General features: G+C 65.3%; 20 protein-coding genes. 10 read left to right on the plus strand and 10 right to left on the minus strand.

Annotated elements, in window-relative coordinates; translation table 11 throughout:
* Nucleotides 1–160: 160 nt before the first annotated feature.
* Both AB9K35_RS09060 and AB9K35_RS09065 read right to left on the minus strand, forming a co-directional pair.
* A complete protein-coding gene (locus AB9K35_RS09060; protein ID WP_222455085.1) occupies nt 161–847 on the minus strand; it encodes a DUF2161 family putative PD-(D/E)XK-type phosphodiesterase in 687 nt (228 codons plus the stop codon).
* Between the two features lie 104 nt (nt 848–951).
* Nucleotides 952–1,992: a glycosyltransferase family 2 protein gene (locus AB9K35_RS09065; protein WP_369925468.1), complete on the minus strand. Its 1,041-nt coding sequence runs from the start codon at nt 1,990–1,992 to the stop codon at nt 952–954.
* A gap of 187 nt (nt 1,993–2,179) precedes the next feature.
* Between AB9K35_RS09065 and AB9K35_RS09070 the strand changes: the two genes are divergently transcribed.
* Nucleotides 2,180–3,100, plus strand: coding sequence for a manganese-dependent inorganic pyrophosphatase (locus AB9K35_RS09070; RefSeq protein ID WP_222455083.1), 921 nt, complete (start codon nt 2,180–2,182; stop codon nt 3,098–3,100).
* An 82-nt stretch (nt 3,101–3,182) separates the two neighbouring features.
* Here AB9K35_RS09070 and AB9K35_RS09075 read toward each other — a convergent pair whose 3' ends face one another.
* Complete coding sequence (locus AB9K35_RS09075) at nt 3,183–3,581, minus strand: VOC family protein (protein ID WP_369925470.1); 399 nt, start codon at nt 3,579–3,581, stop codon at nt 3,183–3,185.
* Between the two features lie 150 nt (nt 3,582–3,731).
* On the opposite strand from AB9K35_RS09075, the gene AB9K35_RS09080 reads away from it, so the two are divergent.
* The 5 genes from AB9K35_RS09080 to AB9K35_RS09100 all read left to right on the plus strand — a co-directional run bounded on the left by AB9K35_RS09080 (nt 3,732) and on the right by AB9K35_RS09100 (nt 8,230).
* Nucleotides 3,732–4,607: a TIGR01459 family HAD-type hydrolase gene (locus tag AB9K35_RS09080; RefSeq protein ID WP_222455081.1), complete on the plus strand. Its 876-nt coding sequence runs from the start codon at nt 3,732–3,734 to the stop codon at nt 4,605–4,607.
* A gap of 184 nt (nt 4,608–4,791) precedes the next feature.
* Nucleotides 4,792–5,235, plus strand: coding sequence for a MaoC family dehydratase (locus AB9K35_RS09085; RefSeq protein WP_222455080.1), 444 nt, complete (start codon nt 4,792–4,794; stop codon nt 5,233–5,235).
* A gap of 515 nt (nt 5,236–5,750) precedes the next feature.
* Nucleotides 5,751–6,683 carry a bifunctional riboflavin kinase/FAD synthetase gene (locus tag AB9K35_RS09090; RefSeq protein WP_222455078.1) on the plus strand — a complete coding sequence of 311 codons (933 nt, stop codon included), beginning with the start codon at nt 5,751–5,753 and terminating at the stop codon, nt 6,681–6,683.
* On the plus strand, nt 6,680–7,159 hold the full coding sequence (locus tag AB9K35_RS09095) for a YcgN family cysteine cluster protein (RefSeq protein WP_222455077.1): 480 nt from the start codon (nt 6,680–6,682) through the stop codon (nt 7,157–7,159). The genes AB9K35_RS09090 and AB9K35_RS09095 overlap by 4 nt, the downstream gene beginning before the upstream one ends.
* A gap of 36 nt (nt 7,160–7,195) precedes the next feature.
* Nucleotides 7,196–8,230, plus strand: a complete 1,035-nt coding sequence (locus AB9K35_RS09100; RefSeq protein WP_369925472.1) for a low specificity L-threonine aldolase — start codon at nt 7,196–7,198, stop codon at nt 8,228–8,230.
* Nucleotides 8,231–8,301: 71 nt separating this feature from the next.
* Here AB9K35_RS09100 and AB9K35_RS09105 read toward each other — a convergent pair whose 3' ends face one another.
* Together AB9K35_RS09105 and AB9K35_RS09110 are read right to left on the minus strand one after the other, a co-directional pair.
* Entirely contained in the window at nt 8,302–9,255 is a 954-nt protein-coding gene (locus tag AB9K35_RS09105) for an alpha/beta fold hydrolase (RefSeq protein WP_369925474.1), read from the minus strand.
* The gene (locus AB9K35_RS09110; protein ID WP_369925476.1) at nt 9,252–9,854 is read right to left on the minus strand and encodes a 2-hydroxychromene-2-carboxylate isomerase; all 603 of its coding nucleotides are present in this window, start codon (nt 9,852–9,854) and stop codon (nt 9,252–9,254) included. The genes AB9K35_RS09105 and AB9K35_RS09110 overlap by 4 nt, the downstream gene beginning before the upstream one ends.
* Before the next feature lie 107 nt (nt 9,855–9,961).
* Between AB9K35_RS09110 and AB9K35_RS09115 the strand changes: the two genes are divergently transcribed.
* Nucleotides 9,962–10,984: a ribose-phosphate pyrophosphokinase gene (locus AB9K35_RS09115; RefSeq protein ID WP_369925477.1), complete on the plus strand. Its 1,023-nt coding sequence runs from the start codon at nt 9,962–9,964 to the stop codon at nt 10,982–10,984.
* Between the two features lie 68 nt (nt 10,985–11,052).
* On the opposite strand, the gene AB9K35_RS09120 is transcribed toward AB9K35_RS09115, so the two are convergent.
* A complete protein-coding gene (locus AB9K35_RS09120) occupies nt 11,053–12,249 on the minus strand; it encodes an MFS transporter (protein WP_369925479.1) in 1,197 nt (398 codons plus the stop codon).
* A 69-nt stretch (nt 12,250–12,318) separates the two neighbouring features.
* On the opposite strand from AB9K35_RS09120, the gene AB9K35_RS09125 reads away from it, so the two are divergent.
* On the plus strand, nt 12,319–12,720 hold the full coding sequence (locus tag AB9K35_RS09125; protein ID WP_369925481.1) for a helix-turn-helix domain-containing protein: 402 nt from the start codon (nt 12,319–12,321) through the stop codon (nt 12,718–12,720).
* On the opposite strand, the gene AB9K35_RS09130 is transcribed toward AB9K35_RS09125, so the two are convergent.
* From AB9K35_RS09130 to AB9K35_RS09140, 3 genes are all read right to left on the minus strand, one after another.
* A complete protein-coding gene (locus tag AB9K35_RS09130; RefSeq protein ID WP_369925483.1) occupies nt 12,717–13,067 on the minus strand; it encodes an H-type lectin domain-containing protein in 351 nt (116 codons plus the stop codon). The two genes, AB9K35_RS09125 and AB9K35_RS09130, sit on opposite strands and share 4 nt — an antisense overlap.
* 141 nt (nt 13,068–13,208) lie before the next feature.
* Nucleotides 13,209–14,432: a PAS domain-containing protein gene (locus AB9K35_RS09135; RefSeq protein ID WP_222455070.1), complete on the minus strand. Its 1,224-nt coding sequence runs from the start codon at nt 14,430–14,432 to the stop codon at nt 13,209–13,211.
* Between the two features lie 108 nt (nt 14,433–14,540).
* Nucleotides 14,541–16,130, minus strand: a complete 1,590-nt coding sequence (locus tag AB9K35_RS09140) for a methyltransferase regulatory domain-containing protein (RefSeq protein ID WP_369925485.1) — start codon at nt 16,128–16,130, stop codon at nt 14,541–14,543.
* A 248-nt stretch (nt 16,131–16,378) separates the two neighbouring features.
* Here AB9K35_RS09140 and AB9K35_RS09145 point away from each other — a divergent pair, with 248 nt between their 5' ends.
* Both AB9K35_RS09145 and AB9K35_RS09150 read left to right on the plus strand, forming a co-directional pair.
* Complete coding sequence (locus AB9K35_RS09145) at nt 16,379–16,900, plus strand: hypothetical protein (RefSeq protein ID WP_369925487.1); 522 nt, start codon at nt 16,379–16,381, stop codon at nt 16,898–16,900.
* 486 nt (nt 16,901–17,386) lie between these two features.
* Nucleotides 17,387–17,812 (plus strand): tetratricopeptide repeat protein, encoded by a 426-nt coding sequence (locus AB9K35_RS09150; protein WP_369925489.1) that lies wholly within the window; start codon nt 17,387–17,389, stop codon nt 17,810–17,812.
* A 220-nt stretch (nt 17,813–18,032) separates the two neighbouring features.
* Here AB9K35_RS09150 and AB9K35_RS09155 read toward each other — a convergent pair whose 3' ends face one another.
* Nucleotides 18,033–18,446, minus strand: a complete 414-nt coding sequence (locus AB9K35_RS09155; protein ID WP_222455067.1) for a F0F1 ATP synthase subunit epsilon — start codon at nt 18,444–18,446, stop codon at nt 18,033–18,035.
* Nucleotide 18,447: the final 1 nt, after the last annotated feature.

Genomic DNA, 18,447 nt, shown 5'->3' on the forward strand with positions numbered 1-18,447 from the left:
GGTTGTTATCTTGTGCACCTCGATGCGCCCGCTGGTCGGGGCTTCGACCGAGGTCGTTATCACTCACCCGGGGTGAGTGCTAACGAAGGGGAAGCTAGGAATGCACCCTGCGCTTGTCAACATGGAATCAGCAGAAAAATTGCATCCGCCGAAGACCGGATCAGCGGCACTCCGGGGCGGTGTCTTCCCAGCTGCCGGACCAGTCCGCCAGCCCTTTCCGCCCCGCCTCGGTCAGCTCGTATATGCCGGTTGAGACCCGTGCGAACCAACCATAATGGTTGCTGGCCATCAACCGGGTGGCGCGGGCGACGCCGGTGGCGCGGGCCACCTCTGCGCCCTTGCAGGCGCCCACCGTTGCCAGATGCGCGGCACAGGCCAGCGCATCCTGGCGATAGGCTGTGACGATGCCGTGCCGGGTGGCGCCGCCCGCGTTCGGGTCGCCCCGCAGCGTCTGGAATTCACGCAGCAGCCGTTGCTGTTTCTTCCTGGACTTGCGCGGGCTGTAGGGACCGGGGTCGCAATGCACCTCGGCCCGGCCGTCGGGCAGAACGGTGATGAGGCCCAGCCCCAACCGCCGGCACAGCGCCAGATTATCCCTGAGCATGCGCCGCGCCTGCCGCCCCGAGGGCCGTGGCACCGCGATATAGACGTGATCGCTGACCGCCAGCCTGGCCACCGCCTGGTGAAACAGCGACAGCGAGAACCGCAGCTTCAGCTCGACGATCACCGGCGGCTCGTCGCCGCGGCAGGCCATTACGTCCACCGCGCCGACCTCGCCCTTGACGACGTAGCCCTGCGCCTCGAGCAGCGCCTTCACCGGCGCATAAAGCTGATCCTCGCGTTCCATGCGCCATGACTGGCAGGATGCCGCGCGATTGGCAATGCAACGCCCCTAGGTTCACCGAATTCGCCAAAGGACGGCGGGAAGGCAAGCGGTGGCGGCAGCGCTGGCTACCAGAAGCCCGCGCCGCTGCCGCGCGCCATGCGCCACTGCGCCAAGAGCCAGACCACGAGGTCGAACCCCTGCCCCGCGATCAGCTTCGCCAGCCGTCCGGGGCGCAAGGTGCCGGGGGCCCGCAGCATCGCCGCGCTGCGCTTGACCAGAAAATGCACCGGCACCCAGCCCCAGGGCGCGCGCGGCAGCGCCGCCGCCAGCATGTTCTGCAACCAGCCCTCCTGCGCCGCCGCCTGCTGCAGCGCGGCCGAGCGCTGATTCCGCGGCAACCGCCGCAGGTGGTCGAACAGCGCCAGATTGACCGCGCCGCCGATCACGATGCGGGTCTGATGGCGGATCAGCGCAGCCAGGGTCCGCTCGCTTTCATAGATGTGCCAGACAGCCGGGCTGGCATCGATGCGGGACAGATCCTCCGGCGCGGTGAAATTGCGGGTCAGCAGCATGGCGCGCAGAAAGCCGTCCTCCACAGGCAGGCCCGCGGGCATATGCACCGCACGTACCTCCGCGGCGCGGGCGGCATAGCACTGGCCGCAGATGTGGCTGCGCACCTCCTCGCGGCTGCTGCCGCCGGAGACGATCAGCTTTTCGACCAGCGACAGGCGGCGCTCGGCCAGCGCCAGGTCCTTGACCGGAAAGGAACTGCTGGCGGCCAGCTGCGGGTTGGCCTGCATGAAATCGGCCAGCTGCTGCAAGGTGGAGGCATCGGCAAAGCGGATGTCCGCGTCGCAATAGATCAGCAGATCCGCCTCGGCGCGCGAAAACTCGTGGGTGAAGCGGTTCCAGGTGCGGCTCTTGCCCGGCTCGGGGAGTTCCAGCACCTCGGCCCGGTCCGTCAGCGCGCTGGCCGCAAGGGCGGCGCGGGCCTGTGCGACCGTGTCGTCGCTGCAGCCGTTGGCCAGCACGAAAAGCCGCAGATCCGCGCCCGCCTGCAGCAGCGACTGCCCGGCCAGATCCGCCAGCATGGCGGCGATGCCTGCGCCCTCGTTATGGGCAAAGATGCCGATGTCGATTTTCAGCGCCCCGGATGTCTGTCCCATGGCTGCCCCTGCGCCTGCCCTGCCCGTTTGCTGCGACCCTAGGCCTTGGCCCGGGGCGAGACAAGCGGCGGCAAATCGGCGCTGCGGCGCGGCACCTGGGAGTTATGGGATGACACGGGCGCGCAGCCTTTCTATAAGGCGCGCAAATCTCCCCTATTTCATGTCAGATGAGTGAACAGGACAGCCCATGACCATTCAAGTTTTCGGCCACAAATCCCCCGACACCGATTCCACCGGCTCCCCCATTGTCTGGGCCTGGTACCTGAACGAGGTGAAAGGCGTGGCCGCCGAGCCCAAGCTCTTGGGCGAGCCGAACACCGAAGCGGCTTTCATGCTGCAGCGCTGGGGTCTCGAGAAGCCCGCGATCATCGAAGACGTGGCCGATGACGCCGCCGTCGTGATCGTCGACACCAACAACCCGGCCGAGCTGCCCGCCAACATCAACGGCGCCGACGTGCAGGCGATCATCGACCACCACAAGCTGGTCGGCGGCCTGGAAACCAAGGGCCCGATCGACATCACCATCCGCCCGCTGGCCTGCACCGCCACCATCATGGTTGACCTGATGGGCGACGACGCCGCCAAGATGCCCGAGGCGATCAAGGGTGCCGCCCTGACCTGCATCCTGTCCGACACGCTGGAATTCCGTTCGCCCACCACCACCGCACATGACAAGGACGTGGCCGAGAAACTGGCCGCCGACCTGGGCATCAACATCGCCGACTACGCGGCAGAGATGTTCGCGGCAAAGTCCGATGTGTCGTCCTTCTCCGACGCCGAACTGCTGCGCATGGACTCCAAGGAATACGAAGTCGACGGCACCAAGTTCCGCGTCTCCGTGCTGGAAACCACCGCGCCGGCCGTTGTGCTGGACCGCAAAGCCTCGCTGATGGAGACCATGACCACCGTGGCAGCCGAGGACGGCGTCGACCAGGTGCTGCTGTTCGTCGTCGACATCCTGAACGAGGAAGCCACCCTCCTGGTGCCGAACGACCTGGTGAAGACCGTCGCCAAGAAATCCTTTGACGCGGATGCGGACGGCGACACCGTGGTGCTGCCGGGCGTCATGTCGCGCAAGAAGCAGATCATTCCGAACCTGAAGGTCTGATCGCGACCCGCAGATCGCTGATTCACAAAAGGCGCCCCTCGGGGCGCCTTTTTCGTTTTGCGGCGGCTGCGGTTTGCGGCTGTCAGCGATAGCGCCCGCCGGCCTGCAGCACCTCAATCTGGTAGCCGTCCGGATCGGCGATGAAGTAGAACTTCGCAAGGATGTTTTCGCCATCGGGTTTGAATTCGACGATGTCGCGCGGTTCGTAACCGGCCGCCTTGGCCGCGGCATGGGAGGCTTCGAGATCCTCGACCGCGAAAGCCAGGTGGCCATAGCCGTTGCCCAGCTCGTAGGGCGTGTCCTGCCCCTTGTTCACGGTCAGCTCCAGCTCGAAGGGGCTTTCATCGGTCGCGAGGTAGATCAGGCTGAAGCCCTCGAAGTCGAAACGGTCGCGCACCTCCATGCCGAATACCGCCTTGTAAAAGGCCAGCGAGCGGGCTTCGTCCAGCACGCGGACCATCGAGTGAATCGGTTTTGCCATCTTGTCGTCTCTCCGGTTGCCCCGGCGGGGCGGTGGTCTCTCCCTGTCTCCGGTTTAGCGGCAATGCGGGGGCTGCGAAAGCGGTTGCCCCATGGCATTGTCGGCGCGGCTCGGGCATAAGCGGGGGAAACCTGCCTCAGGAGATCGCCCATGACCCAGATCATCAATTCCCTCGCCGAAGTCTCCAGCCGCTACAAGGCGCTGTTCGTGGACCTTTGGGGCTGCGTGCACAATGGCATCACCGCCTTTCCCGAAGCGGTCGCGGCGCTGCAGGCCTACCGGGCGCAGGGCGGCCTGGTGGTGCTGGTCACCAACTCTCCCAAGCCGCGGGCCGGGGTTGCCGCGCAGCTGGGAGAATTCGGCGTGCCCGACGATGCCTATGACACCATCGCCACCTCCGGCGACAGCGCGCGGGCCGCGATGTTCACGGGGGCTGTCGGCAACAAGGTGTATTTCATGGGCGAGTGGGAACGCGATGCCGGCTTCTTCGAGCCGCTGAACGTGATCCACGATCCGGTCGAGATCTCCATCGTGCCGCTGAAAGAGGCCGAAGGAATCGTCTGCTGTGGCCCCTTCGACACCCAGGCTGACCCGGACGTGAACCGTCCGGATTTCCTCTATGCCAAGCAGATGGGACTGAAGCTGCTGTGCGCCAACCCCGACATCGTGGTGGACCGCGGCGAAACCCGCGAGTGGTGCGCCGGCGCGCTGGCGCGGCTTTATACCGAGATGGGCGGCGAGAGCCTCTATTTCGGCAAACCGCATCCGCCGATCTATGACCTCGCCCGCCGCCGCCTGGCGGAGCTGGACGTCGACATTGCCGACGCCGACATCCTGGCGATCGGCGACGGGCCGCATACCGACATCGCCGGCGCCATGGGCGAGGGCATCGATTCCCTGTTCATCACCGGCGGCCTGGCCGCGCGCGAGACCAAAACCGCGCAGCAGCCGGATGCGGATGCGCTGGCGGACTACCTGTCGCAGGAGCAATCCGCCCCCACCTATGCAATTGGTTTCCTGCGCTAAAATCCCCCTTCCAATAGTGGATCGCCGACCCCCGCCCCGAAAGGGCGGGGTTTTTCGTGCTGAAGCCCCTTGATTTTCTGCAGTTGCAAAGTAATAAAGTTGCGCAAGCGGGCAATCTGGCGCGCAAATATTTCAGAACGCCCACGGCCACAGCCGGACCGGGGCACCACGGACGGAGGACCGGATGTTGGACAACCTGCCCCGCGGCACCATCTGCATCGAGGACATCGAGATGGGCATGGTGCGCTACCTGCGCAAAACCATCACCGATGAGGATATCGAGAAATTCGCCCAGGTCTCCACCGACCGCAATCCGGTGCATCTGGATGACGCCTATGCCCAGGACACGATTTTCGAGGGCCGCATCGCCCATGGCATGCTGACCGCCGGGCTGATCTCGGCGGTGATCGGAGAGCAGCTGCCCGGCCATGGCACCATCTACATGAGCCAGTCGCTGCGGTTCCTCGCACCGGTGCGCCCCGGCGACATGGTGCTGGCGGAGGTCGAGGTCACCGACATCGTGATCGACAAGCGCCGGGTCAAGCTGGACTGCCGCTGCATCGTCGACGGCAAGAAGGTGCTGGAGGGCGAGGCAATGGTGCTGGCGCCGTCGCGCAAGTTCGACTGAACCGGGCACGGCCCGCGCTCTGTCGTCCGCGACTGGCGCTTTAGCGGCGCTTTGCTGCAGGTTCAGCCGCCGGGGCCGTTTGGCCTTGGCGGTTTGTTTTTCTGGTCTCTTTTGTATCTGCCGTGGAGCACGTGCCCGCAAAGGGTGGCGGCGCCGCCGGACGGAGGATGGGCGCTCCCCCACGGGGGAGGCTCGGACAGGATATCCTGAACGACCCCCTTTTCATCGGGGCCGGTCTCCTGATGATGCGCGGGCGGCCACACAGTTCGCCCAGCGCCGGGTGTCATGGCCACAGGGCCATGGCGAATGATCGATCGCCTCGCAGTCTGGCACAGCTGCCTGAGGATTGCGTGAAGGCAGCGTACGCCGGATGCGCAACGCCTTGCGCCTTGGGGCGGCACCCGCCCGGAACAGGGCGCGCGGTGGCGCCGGGCCAGCGCCGGCCCGCCCGGCGTCGCGCCCTCCCCTGCCACTGGCCGCTTGAACCGGCGGGCGGCTGCGGATAGGCATGCGCCATGCGTATCGTCAGAGATTATCAGTTCGTCGAAGACCAGGACCGGGGCGCCACCGTCGCCATTGGCAATTTCGACGGCGTGCACCTGGGCCATCAGTCGGTGATCGAGCTGGCCCGCAAGGCCGCCCCCGATGCGCCGCTCGGCGTGATGACCTTTGAGCCCCACCCGCGCGAATATTTCGCGCCCGACAGCCCGCCGTTCCGGCTGATGCGCGCCGATGCGCGGGCGCACCGGCTGGAGAAGCTGGGCGTGGCGCGGCTCTATGAGCTGAACTTCAACACCGCCCTGTCCAGCCTGACGCCCGAGGAATTCGCCCGCGACGTGATCGCCAAGGGGCTGGGGCTGCGGCACGTGGTGGTCGGGGCCGACTTCTGCTTTGGCAAGGCGCGCGCGGGCAATGCCGAGGATCTGAAACGCTTCGGCGCGCAATATGGCTTTGGCGTCACCATCGCGCCGCTGATGGAATATTCCGAACATGCGGTGTCCTCCACCGCGATCCGCAACGCGCTGACCGAAGGCCGCCCGGCCGACGCCAAGGAGATGCTGGGCCATTGGCACCGCATCGAAGGCGTGGTGATCGGCGGCGAGCAGCGCGGCCGCGAACTGGGCTTTCCCACCGCCAACATGTCGATCGACGGGCTGCACCAGCCGCGCTTTGGCGTCTATGCGGTGCTGGTCGATGTGCTGGACGGGCCGCACAAGGGTAGCTACCACGGCGCGGCCTCGATCGGGGTGCGGCCGATGTTCGGCGGCGTGGTGCCCAATATCGAGACCTACCTGTTTGATTTCTCGGGCGACCTTTATGGCGCGACGCTGTCGGTGGGGCTGGTGGAGTTCCTGCGGCCCGAGCTGAAATTCGACGGGCTGGACGCGCTGATCGCGCAGATGGATGCCGATTGCGCCCGCGCCCGCGACATTCTGGCCGCGTTATGAAACGGGGCAAGGACGTGATCGACCGCGCGGGTCTGGCGGCGCGGTTCTGGGAAAAGAAGCCGCTGAGCGAGCTGAACCAGAAGGAATGGGAAGCGCTGTGCGACGGCTGCGGCAAATGCTGCCTCAACAAGCTGGAGGACGAGGAGACCGGTGAAGTGGCGCTGACCCGGGTCGCCTGCCGCCTGCTGGACGATGCCACCTGCCGCTGCTCGCAGTATCCGATCCGCCATCAGTTCGTGCCGGAATGCATCGTGCTGAAGCCCGACAACCTCGACACCCACGCCTACTGGATGCCCGAGACCTGCGCCTACCGGCTGCTGTGGCAGGGCAAGCCGCTGCCCGAGTGGCATCCCTTGCTGACCGGCACGCCGGAGAGCGTGCACGCGGCCGGTGTCTCGGTGCGCGGCTGGACGGTATCGGAGTTCGAAACACCCGAGGATGAGTGGGAAGACCACATCATCGAGGAACCCACCTGAGTTCTTGTTTTCCAGATTTCCCAAGGAGCTACTGCCATGCATTTCGCCTCTGACAATTCCGGCCCGGTGCCGCAGCAGATCCTGGATGCGCTGGCCGCGGCCAACCAGGGCTATGCCATGGGCTATGGCGCTGATCCGCAGATGGAACAGGTCACCGCCCGCATCCGCGAGATCTTCGAGGCCCCCGAGGCGGCGGTCTATCTGGTGGCCACCGGCACCGCCGCCAATGTGCTGGCGCTGTCGGCGCTGTGCCAGCCGTGGCAGACGATGTTCTGCACCCGGCAGGCGCATATCAACGTGGATGAATGCAACGGGCCGGAGTTCTTCAGCGGCGGTGCCAAGCTGACCACGGTCTGCGATGCCGACAAGATGACCGCGCAGGATCTGCGCCGCGCGCTGGAGGGCGAGGAAAACCGCGGCGTGCACGGCCCCAAGCGCGGGCCGGTGTCGCTGTCGCAGGTGACAGAGTTCGGCACGGTCTACTCGGTCGCGGAGCTGAACGAGCTGGGCGCGGTGGCGCGGGACTATGGCCTGCCGGTGCATATGGACGGCGCGCGCTTTGCCAATGCACTGGTGGCCTTGGGCTGCACGCCCGCCGAGATGACCTGGAAGGCAGGGGTTGAGGCGCTGTCCTTTGGCGGCACCAAGAACGGCTGCCTCGGCGTCGAGGCGGTGGTGCTGTTCGACCCCGCCCGCGCCGAGGAGTTCGAGTACCGCCGCAAGCGCGGCGCGCATCTGTTCTCCAAGCACCGCTACCTGTCGGCGCAGATGCTGGCCTACCTGAGCGATGATCTGTGGCTTGAGAACGCCCGCGCCGCCAATGCCAAGGCCGCGCGGCTGGCCAAGGGTCTGGCCGCGGCCGGGGCCGAATTCAGCCACAAGGTGCAGGCCAACATGATCTTTGCCGCGCTGCCCCGCGCCACCCACCGGCGCCTGTTCGACGCCGGTGCCGCCTATCACCTGTGGGACGGCGGCATGGATGGCGCGGAGGACGAGTTGGTGACCGCGCGGTTCGTCTGCGACTGGTCGGTGCCGGACGCGCAGATCGACGCGTTGCTGGCGCTGCTGTAGGTCAAACACCGGAAGGCGCAACCGCCCCCGCTGCAGGCGAACACGCCGCCTGAACCTGACCACCCTGCATCTCAGTCTTGGCGGCTGTCCTCCTCGGCCCTGTTCTCGGCCGTGGTCCCGCCTGCCGTCCCGCCCGCGCCCTCTGCGGCCGCGGTTGCCTCGGGCGTCTGTGCCACAGGCGCGCGCGCGGCCTCCGGTCGACCGTTCCAGAACCGGCGCAACAGGGCCGCGGTCTGCTGCGGATGCGTCACCGGCAGCATGTGCCCGGCGCCCGGCATCGCCACGCAGAGCGCCTGCGGCAGGCGTCGGCTGAGCCCGCGGGCAATCACCGCCATTACCGCCGGGCTCTTGCTGCCGTAGATCAGCTGAACCGGCATCGTCACCGGGTCCAGCGCGCCCGGCGCAAGGGTGCCGTTCTCGTCGTCGTAGAGGGTCGCGTGGCTGGCCGGGATCACCGGCATTGCCCGCATCATCGCCGCCCGCGAGCTCTCGGGCAGGTCCGGCCACTTCGGGTGGCCCGGCCCCCACAGGCGGTTGAACAGCCGCGTTGCGCGCTCCAGATCACCGGCTGCATAGGCCTGGTCGAACGGCAGGCTCTCGGCCTCGATGGCGGCCAGCAGGCCCGGATCGTCGCTGCGCGCCACCGCGAACAGCACCGGCTCGATCAGGGTCAGGCTGCGCACCAGGTCGGGCCGCGCCATCGCCATGCGCAACGCCACCGTGGCCCCGAAGGAATGGCCGATCACGTCCACCGGGGTGTCTTGCCCACCGTCACGTGCGGCCATGTCCTGCAGCAGCGCCAGACCAGCCTCGGTGTTCAGCAGCTGGTAGTTGCCCTGCCCGTCCCAGTCCGGGCTGCGCCCGTGGTTGAGCATGTCAAAGCCGGTCAGCGTGACCTCGCGCTCCATCGCCGCCGCCAGACCGCGCCAGGCGCCGGAATGGGCGAGCGAACAATGCACCGCCAGCAGCGACCGCGGCCCCTCCCCGAAGCTGCGCGCGAAGATCCCCTGCGGCAGCTCCGTCACGCCTGACCCCCGGCCAGATGCGCGTCCAGATCTGCCAGCCGGTCCTGGCCCCAGAAACGGGCCCCGTCCGCCGTCACCCAGAAGGGCGCGCCGAAGACACCCGCGGTGACGGCATCCTCGAGGTTCTGCGCATAGGTTTCCGCGCCGGCCAGGAGCCCGCTGTCCGCCAGCGCGGGGTCAAAGCCGGCGCCATCGAGACAACCGCGGATCACTGCGTCATCGGCGATGTCCTTCTCCTCGGCCCAGCAGGCGCTGAGGATCGAGGTCACCAGCTGCGCCAGATCGCCGCCCCCGGCCGCCTGCGCGGCGATGATCGCATAGGAAGACGGTGCGGCATTGGTAGGCCAATGGGCCGGTTTCAGATTGATCGGCATCCCCAGCGCCGCCGCCTGACGCTGCATTTCGATCAGCCGGTATTCCTGCCGCGCCGGATGGCGCTGCGCGGGCGGGGTGCCGCCGGTGCGGGGAAACAGCGCGATGATGTCCAGGGGCTTGAGGTTGAGCGTCACCCTGTGGCGCGCGGCGATCTCCCACGGGCGCCTGCCGGCCAGATAGGTAAAGGGCGACAGGGTTGAGAAGTAGAAATCCACGGCTGCCATTGGTTGTTTCTCCCGCTAATAACTTTGCGCGACGGTAAGTGCATGATAAGCGGGGTTCAATATCACGAATCTGACACATTGCCATTGCTGCCTGGGGATCACAGCCAATGCCGACCTTGAACGAACCCAAGCTGATTGCTGGGAACGCCAATCTTCCTCTTGCCCAAGCCATCACCCGCCGGATGAGCATGCACCGTGGCGTTGACCAGGGTCTGGTCGATGCGCGCGTGGAGCGCTTCAATGACGGCGAGATCTTCGTCGAAGTCTATGAAAACGTCCGCGGCGAGGACATGTTCATCATTCAGCCGACCTCGAACCCGGCGAATGACAACCTGATGGAACTGCTGATCATCTCCGATGCGCTGCGCCGCTCCTCGGCCCAGCGGATCACCGCCGTGATCCCCTACTTCGGCTACGCCCGCCAGGACCGCCGCACCAAGGCACGCACCCCGATCTCGGCCAAGCTGGTGGCCAACATGCTGACCGGTGCGGGTATCGAGCGGGTGCTGACCATGGACCTGCACGCGGCGCAGATCCAGGGTTTCTTCGACATCCCGGTGGACAACCTCTATGCCAGCCCGATCTTCGCGCTGGACGTGAAGGCGCAGTTCAAGGACCAGATGGAAGACCTGATGGTGGTTTCGCCGGACGTGGGCGGCGTGGCCCGCGCACGCGAGCTGGCCAAGCGCATCAACGCGCCGCTGTCGATCGTCGACAAGCGCCGCGAGAAGCCCGGTGAAGTGGCCGAGATGACCGTGATCGGCGATGTGACTGACAAGATCTGCCTGATCGTCGACGACATGTGCGACACCGCCGGCACGCTGTGCAAGGCGGCGCAGGTGCTGCTCGACAACGGCGCCAAGGAAGTGCACGCCTATATCACCCACGGCGTGATGAGCGGCCCGGCGGTGGAGCGCGTGACCAACTCGGTGATGAAATCGCTGGTGCTGACCGACTCGATCCAGCCGACCGAAGCCGTGGCTGCCGCGCCCAACATCCGCATCCTGCCGACCGCGCCGCTGTTCACCCAGGCGATCCTGAACATCTGGCACGGCACCTCGGTGTCGTCGCTGTTCGAGGACAAGACGCTGGTGCCGATCTACGAGAGCCTCTACAGCAACGGCGGCTAAGACAGTCCGCCTTGCCTAAGCGTGTAAAGCCCCGCAGCCTGCGGGGCTTTTTCTTTGCCCGCCGCGCATCAGGCGGCAGCGCGACGGCGGTGTTGGCGCAGCGCTGCCACCCCGGCCCCCACCGACAGCAGCGCAACGCCGCCCGCCACCCCGGCAAAGGTGCCGCCATAGCCCCACTGGCTGATCGCAGGCGTACTGACCAGCGGCGACAGGAACTGGCCGCTGAACACCGAGGCGGTGAGGATCGCCCCCGCCGTGCCGCGGCGGCTGGCGGGGGCGAGCTCCAGCGCGATGGCGACAAAGCCGGGCGAGACGGTGGCATAGCCGACGCCCACCGCCATTGCCCCGGCCAGCGACAGCGCCGCACTGCCCTGCTGCGCCAGACACCAGAAGCCCACCGCCAGCGCGGCATAGCCGAGGGCAAAGATCAGCGCCTGCGGCAGCGCCGCCCTCAGCCGGGCGTAGAACAGCGCCGCTATGCCACCACAGAGCGACAGCAGCCCCAGCCCGGCACCCGTCATCGCCGCACTGTCGAAGCCCTGCGCCTGAAAGAAGAACGGCAACTGTGTCGGCATCAGGAAAAACAGGCCATTGGTCAGCATCTGCAGAGCCGATACCGCCAGCACCAGCGCCAGCCAGGCCGGGTGCGCCGCGTCTGCTTGGGGTCTGTCCCCCTCGGCACGGTTGCGCGCGGGCTCCGGCGCGTGGTGCCAGACGGTGTAAAGGCAGACCAGGGCCAGAGCGTAGATCAGGAACGGCAGGCGGGGCGAGACCGTGGCAGCCAGGCCCGCCAGGCCGATGAACAGCAGCCCGCCGAAATTGCGCGCCGAGATTTGCAGGCCGGTCAGCGCCTGTCGGCGCGGGCCGGTGAAATAGTCACCAATCAGTGCCGTTTGCGCCGTCATGATCAGCGCGACCGCAATCCCGAGGCCAAAGCGGCTGACCAGAACCATCCGCAACTCCGGCAGATAGGCCCCCGCGGTACCGAAGAGCACGAACAGCCAGACCCCGGCCAGAAGCACCCGCCGACGCCCTGCACGATCCGTCAGCCATCCCGCCAGCGGTGCCACCAGCACCACCGCCAGCGAGGGCGCGGTGACCAGAAGCCGCACCAGGACCGCCGCCCCGGGCTGCGCTGCAAACTCCTGTTCCAAGCCGGTCAACGCCGGGCTGATGGTGGCATTGGCCATCACCGTAAGGCTGGCCGCCATCAACAGCGCCATCGCGCGTGGCTCGCGCCAGAGCGCGCCATTACTCGTCTTCATCCGGGTGTCCCCTTGTCCATTTCAATCAGGACTGGCACCCTGCCACTTGAAGTCAGCTTGAGGTCAATGATGAAACTTCTGGATATCGGCGAGGTCAGCGAACGGTCCGGCGTGGCCCCTTCGGCGCTGCGGTACTACGAGGACCTCGGGCTGATAACCTCTTGCGGGCGCAACGGGCTCAGGCGGCAGTTCGGGCCGGAAGTGCTGCTGCAACTGTCTTTGATCACGCTGGGAAAGGCGGCCGGCTTCGCGTTGAAGGACATCGCGGGCATGTTCGGAGAGGGCGGCCGCCCCGAATTGCCACGCGATCAACTGCATGCCCGCGCCGACGCCCTGGAGGCACAGATCCACGAGCTGACGACCCTGCGCGATGCGCTGCGCCACGTGGCCGACTGCCCCGCACCCAGCCATCTGGACTGTCCCAAGTTTCAGAAGTTGCTGCGTGCAGGCAGCCTTACGGCAGAGGTCTAGTCAACGTCCCAGTCGTCGGCGTAAGGCAGCTCGCCGATGGCCATCCAGGCCGCGCGCAACCTGGCGGCGCGGCTGTCGGACCAGGTGCGAAAGACAATCTCAAAGCCGTTGCGGGTGATGTTCTCGGCCACCAGTTCCGCGCGGATCGCGGCCCTGGTGTCCATGTCCCAGAGGGATGGCGACACCTGCACGGCGGGCGGACGGGCAAAACCTTCGCTGAAGTCCACCTTGCAGCGCCGCTCGCGCAGGCCGGTGCCGGTCCACATCTCGCCGCCGTCTTCGAAGTCGGAAAATACCACCGTATCTCCCTGAAGAATCCCCGTGCGGGGATTTCGTAGTCTTATCATTCCGCGTTCCAGCCCCCTACTCGCCCGGTATTTTAGCCCGCCACCGGGCGAAGATCAGCAACAATTCGCGCAAACCGGGCCCGCGCCCTGAAACTGGCCGAATTGCCACATGCGGTCTCGGGGTGTGCGGCGCGGCGGCGTTCAGCTGTCCTCGGCACTGAGCGCGGTGCTGAGCCGGGTGATTTCCTCGAGCCGGGCGGAGATCCGGTCCTGGAACAGGCCCAATTCGTCGATGATCGAATTCAGCGACTCGCCCACGTTGCCGAGCCGCGCGCATTCGATCTTGCACAGCACCCGCGTGGTGGTCAGCGCCATGAAATGCCGGTGCAACGTCATGCAGGCCTTTTGAATGCGGGCGGCCTCGAAGCGCACATCCCGCAGGCTGCTGCCCGCCTTTTCGACCTGCACGCCCTTCAGCTGCTTCAGGATGCCCTGCTCATGCGTGATGTTGATGGTGGCCGCGGCGTCCGGGTTTTCCTGCTCCAGCTGGTGGCCGCATTCGGTCAGGATACGCGCCAGCCCCTCGACAAAGATGGCCGCGGTCACGGTGCCCTTGATCGCGCGGAAATTGCTGTCCTTGCCCCAGACATGCGCCTCGAACCAGCTGGACATCTCGCGCGACATGGCGCTGTAGTTCTGCGACAACACGGTGACCGGCCCGCCCGCCGGCTCGATACGCGAGGCGATGACCCGCAGGTTGTGCGGGATGGTGCGCATCGATTCAAAGTCCTGCACCAGCGCCTCGGTTTCCTGCACCAGCCGTTCGGCGGTGGCGAACATGGCGCGCCGTTCGACGATTCGCTCGTCTGCCGGGCGATGCAGCCCCGCGTCCCGCGCCACCAACTCCTCTGCCAGCGCGTGGCCTGCAAAATCGCTGTAGGTGGCATAGCCCATCTCCCGCAGCCGCGCGAGCAGCCGGTCGACGCTCTGCTTGGGGTCCAGCCCCTCGTTCAGCTCGGCCTGGCGCAGGCGCGCGTATTCCTGCTGCATCGTCTTCAACAACGGGCTGGACGGTTTGATCCGGGCTGACAGGTAGCCCCCCTCACAGGGGGTGATGACCGCGAACACCCAGTAGTAGCTGCCGTCGCTGGCCTTGTTCTTGACATAAGCCCCGACGGTATCGCCGTTGCGGATGGTGTCCCACATCAGCTGGAACACCGCCCGCGGCATGTCGGGGTGACGGACCAGCTTGTGCGGAGCGCCCAGCATCTCCTGGAGCGGGAATTTGGACACCCGGCTGAACACCGTGTTGCCCGCCAGAATCACCCCGCGGCTATCCGTACGAGAGAAAAACACTTCATCCAGGGCAAAGGCGGCCTCACGGCCTCTGGCCTGCGGGGCCAGCGTGCGATCTTCAAAGGACACGTGTTGGTTCCTGTCAGTGAAATACGTCTGCCAAATCTGTCTAGCGACGACAGATTTTCAAATTGCTAATGGCAGGCCCGGATACCGCGGGCCTGCCCCGGACCGGCGTCAGGCGACGGCGCTGGCGCGCTGTGCGGCAGGTGCCTGCTGTGGTGCGGGCGCGACGCCCAGGCTGCGCAACACCGGCAGCCGGCGGGCCGCGAAATTGCCGGCGCGGGCTTTCAGCAGTGCGATGTTTTCCTCGTCGCTTTCCAGCACCCGGCCCTCGTGCTGCAACCTCTGGCCTTGCGGCGCGAGGATGCGCCACGCCAGCGCCGCCCAGTCGGCCGGCGCCTGCGCGCCTTCGTCCAGCGCCAGCAGGAACAGCTGTTCCAGCCGATCCAGCGCCACCCCGCCGCCGGTGACCGGCGAGGCGAGGAAGCCCAGGGTGTCGCTGTCCTCGGCCCGTTTGCACACCGCCTGGTTGAACTTGCGGCAGCTGTCGCGGCGGCGCTCAAGGTCTTCGAGCGGCAGACAGGGCACCAGGCAGCCACAGCCAATGAGCACCATCAGCATGCGCCGGATGCTGGCCCAGTCCATGCTGCCGAACACCCCCTGATCCAGAAGCGCGCGCACCGTGGCGGGCGCCTGTGACAGGGCGGTCAGGACCGGGGCATATTGCTCCGGCGCAAGGTCGATCTCGGCGCCGCGGTGCTGGAAGGTCAACCGGCCGCCGGAATAGGGGCGCACCAACGCCAGAGGGGTTTCGAACCAGCCGCCGATTTCGCCGCGCGGGGTATGGGCGAGCTTGCCCTTCACGAAAACATCGGTGCGGAAATGCTCGTTCAGCAGCATGTCGCGCAGCCCCTCGCGGCGGCAGGGATCGCTCTCTGCCTCAAGGAGCGCCTGCTGCTCGGGGGTGAAGCGGACATCATCCAGGTTGTCGAGCGGGCTGGTGGAGCCAAGGAAATCCAGCTTGGCCTGCCCCATCTCGTCCTTCAGGTCCTCGAAATAGAAGGGCGTCCAGTCGGCGTTGAAGTATTCATGCGCGAGGTAGTTTTTCGGCATCTTCTGCATGTGGGCCAGCCGTTTGCCCGCGAGCGGGTTGCGGGCAAAGACACCGGCACCGGCCTCCTGCAGTTTGCGCGCCCAGCCGATGGCCTCCTGGATGCGGGTCGGCAGCGGGCCGCTGCCCTGGTCGACACGGCTGCGCAGCAGCTGGCGCAGCGGCATGGCCGCGGCCCAGCCCGGCATCGCATTGTAGCTGACATAGACCAGCCCGCCCGGCTTCAGCCTGTCGGCAATGAAGCGCAGGATGTGATCGCGGTTCTCTGCCGAGACCCAGCTGAACACCCCGTGCAGCGCGATGATGTCAAAGCTGGCCGGAAGGCCGGCGGCCTGATGAAAATCGGCGAAGCAGCGTTCGTGGAACTGGACGTTGTCCAGCGCCGCCTGCTGGGCCAGTTCGCGCGCACCGGCGATATGCGCCGGGCTGAAATCCATGGCGTGGAACTCGATATGCGGGTTCGCGGCGGCCAGCAGGTTGGCCGAGAACCCCTGCCCGCAGCCGAGTTCACAATAGCTGAGCCGCGGCTGGCCAAGCCCGTGCCGATGCCCCTGCGCGGTGGCGCAGAAGGCGAGGGTCGCCGGGGTCAGCTGGCTGTGGAAGTCGTGAGTGTAGTCGATGTCGGCGACATAGCCGGAGGTCCAGTCGGTCACGGAGAATCCTGCAGATTGGGTAAATGTCATGCAGGGCAATTTTCAGAAAATTGATGAGGAACGGGTTAAGGGAATGTGGCGCTACGGTGGCATCACGGGAGTGGGAGGGGGGCAGCTGTAGCGCGGCAGACGCCGCGCCATGGAGCCATTGGATGGCTGCTGAGAACCCATTCTTGCACAATGCCGCACCTTGAACCAATGTCCGGTTCATTTATGGCTTTTAGGTTCTAGGGATATGAGGAGACGGGATGCTGAAAAAAGTTTTAGGTTTGTTGGTGTCAGCAGGGGAAAAGCGCACTGGCGTCAACTTAGATTATGCTCATCAGATTGCAAAAACTGATTTCGGTTTGATGGTACGCTATGGAAAGATATTTTCCTTTCTGGATCCAAACAAAAACGTGTCGGCCGAAGCGTATCATACGGCGCGTCTTCGGGGGGCAATCGCAGCGGATTGCGGCACCTGCGTCGAAGCAGAAATCAACCTGGCCAGGAAAGCGGGCGTTTCGCGGGATGCTATAACTGCGATCCTGCAGTCAACCTACTCAGCACTGTCAGACGAGTTACAAGCGGTTGCTCGCCTCTCAGATGCCGTTGTGGGCCAACGTCAAGACGATGCTGAAGCCCGGGCCAAGGTCCTAGACGCTTATGGCGAAGCTGGGTTGATAGAAATCAGTTTCGCGATGAATGGAGCTGCGCTGTTGCCCGGTATCAAGAGGGCAATGGGGTACGCAACGATTTGCGACCTTCAAACGCTTCGGAAAATTGGCTGAATCCGATAGCCAGCGAGGGACGCTGACCTTGGCGCACGTGCAGCGAAAGCTCACTTTGTCCCCCGCCGCTGACATTCGAAGGTGGTCGGCGGCTGCACCTGCAGCGAAGGTCAGCTCTTCTTATTGCGCCTGCGGCATGGGTCGCCCGCAAAGCCGCGAGATCTGTCGACTTTGCAGAGGTCACTTCCTGCGCTTCGCTGACTTCTGCACTGATTGCAGCATCGCCCTGGTCAGCTGAGCGGACCCGAAGGTCCGCTCTAGGGAAACCCCTCGCGCCTGCCGCAGAGCCTGCGCTGCGCCCTGCTGGAAGGTCGTCTTTGGGCCGTCCTGGTGTCGTCTGGCAGCAGCGTCCTGGTGGAGTTTTGCTGAAGCCCTGCCGCCTCATCACCGTAAGTCGGCAGAGAGCCCATTTTCACGAATGCTGCACTTTGCACGAAATGCCGCTTCATTACCTTTCCTTATTTTGAGCGTTTGATACCAAGCAGCATGGAAACGTCTACCGACACGCAAAAATCAAAACTCAAGACTTGGGCCACTACAATCTTTGTATGTGCCTTTCTTTTCGTGTGGCTGAGCGGAATGACCGCAGGGATGATGGCAGGAGCGTGCCGGAAGGATCACTATGAGGGAGCCCAAAAGCTTCGGTTCTGCAATATTTCACTCGCCGCTGGTGCTTGGATGAAGTTCTCAACTCTCGAACGAGCAAAGGGGAGCCGCATCGAACTGGAAAGAGGGATCGCGCTTTCTCAGTTAGGGAAGGTAGAGCAAGCGGTTGAAGCATTTGAGGAGGCTTTGCGTAACGCACGAGCAAAGCCGGGTCCGTGGGAACAGCAACTCCACCGACGCATGGTTCACATGGAGGACAGCAACATGCTTGCACTGTGGGTGTCAGTGGTCGAAGCCGCCAACTAGGTGACTTGAGGAGTTTGGTTGATTTCCAAAGCCGACATTGGTGCATCCGCCGCGAATTCACCTTTTTCCGCTTTGCTGACAATTACCGGACCCCGGGTGCAACACTGGTTTCAGCGTCAGCCCAATAGGTACCCTGCGCCAAGAAACCCCTTTCAAACGCCAACAAAAAACCGGCCCCCTTTCGGGAGCCGGTTTCAAGATCGTCCAATCCGCGGGAGGATCAGATCGCCATATGGGTGCCCAGGGCTTCCATGTCGGCGAGCAGCTTGGCTGCGTCCTCGACCAGGCCGTGGGGCTGGTCTTCTTCTTTCGCGGTTTTGTACATCTCGCGGGCTTCTTCGATCAGCGCATCGAGCTGCTCGCGGGTCAGTTCGTTCATCGGGATCGCACGTTCGGCCAGAACCGACAGGCTGTCGCCCGCGATTTCGGCGAAACCGCCGGTCACCAGATACTCCGAGTTGCCTTCCGGGCTTTCGACCTTCAGCACGCCGGGGCGCAGGGTGGTGATGGTCGGCGCATGCTGAGGCATCGCCGTCATGTCACCCTCGGCTCCGGGGATCAGAACCGCGCTTGCCTGCTGCGAAGCCAGGCTCCGCTCGGGGCTCACGAGGTCGAATTGCATCGTTTGTGCCATT

The organism is Leisingera sp. XS_AS12 (assembly GCF_041224635.1).
In the GTDB taxonomy this organism is placed as follows: domain Bacteria; phylum Pseudomonadota; class Alphaproteobacteria; order Rhodobacterales; family Rhodobacteraceae; genus Leisingera.